Annotated in this window: 1 protein-coding gene; it reads right to left on the bottom strand. The window is 65.9% G+C overall.

Annotated elements, in window-relative coordinates:
• Positions 1-210: 210 nt before the first annotated feature.
• The coding region (locus AC1DTN_RS38030; protein ID WP_477925324.1) for a DinB family protein at positions 211-662 on the bottom strand (452 nt) is incomplete at its 5' end.

Raw genomic sequence — 662 nt, 5'->3', positions numbered from 1 at the left:
AGCCAGATGCGTGCGACGGCCCCGTCGATCGCGAATTCGAGCGTCGTGAAATTGCTCATCGGCGTTTTCCTTCCTTCTGCGCAAATCCCGGACCACCAAAGCGAAGTCCAACCGCGGAACACCGCGGAACCGGCTTCGCCGGGCCACAGGTGTTGCCCCCTGCAAGGGGGWAGGCGAAGCGACACGAAGTGCGCGAAGYCTGGGGGTGGTTCATTGCCTTGCTTCCTGCTGCAGCAGCTGGACCCAGTCGAGCTCCGGACCCTGCTGAGCCATGGCCGTCAGCGCGGCCGTCAGCTGACCGCGATGGTGTGTCGCGTGGTTGAACACATGCCCGAGCGCCGGCGCGAACGGAATGCGCACTTCTTCGCCGTTGTTCCTGGTGTATGCCAGTTCGCCATCGAAGCGCTCCGCGGGCAGCGTCGCGAGCCAGGGTCCCCAGCGCGTGACCGCTCGGCCCAGGGCCTCGCACGAATCGGCGCGCCCGGTGTGCAGTTCCGTGTCGAGCGGGATGCGAAGCGAATGGCCTTCGGCGAGCCGCGCAAACCAGATGTCGTCGGTCACCAGGAGGTGATTGACCGTCCGATGCACCGAGCGGAAGAAAAGCCCGCAATCGCGGTACCAGTCGGCGTCGGAGAGCGCCGGCAGGTTCGATTCGAGCAGCC

It is taken from the genome of Rhizobium sp. 01T444 (assembly GCF_056398305.1).
This window is presented reverse-complemented; position numbering and strand designations above follow the sequence as displayed.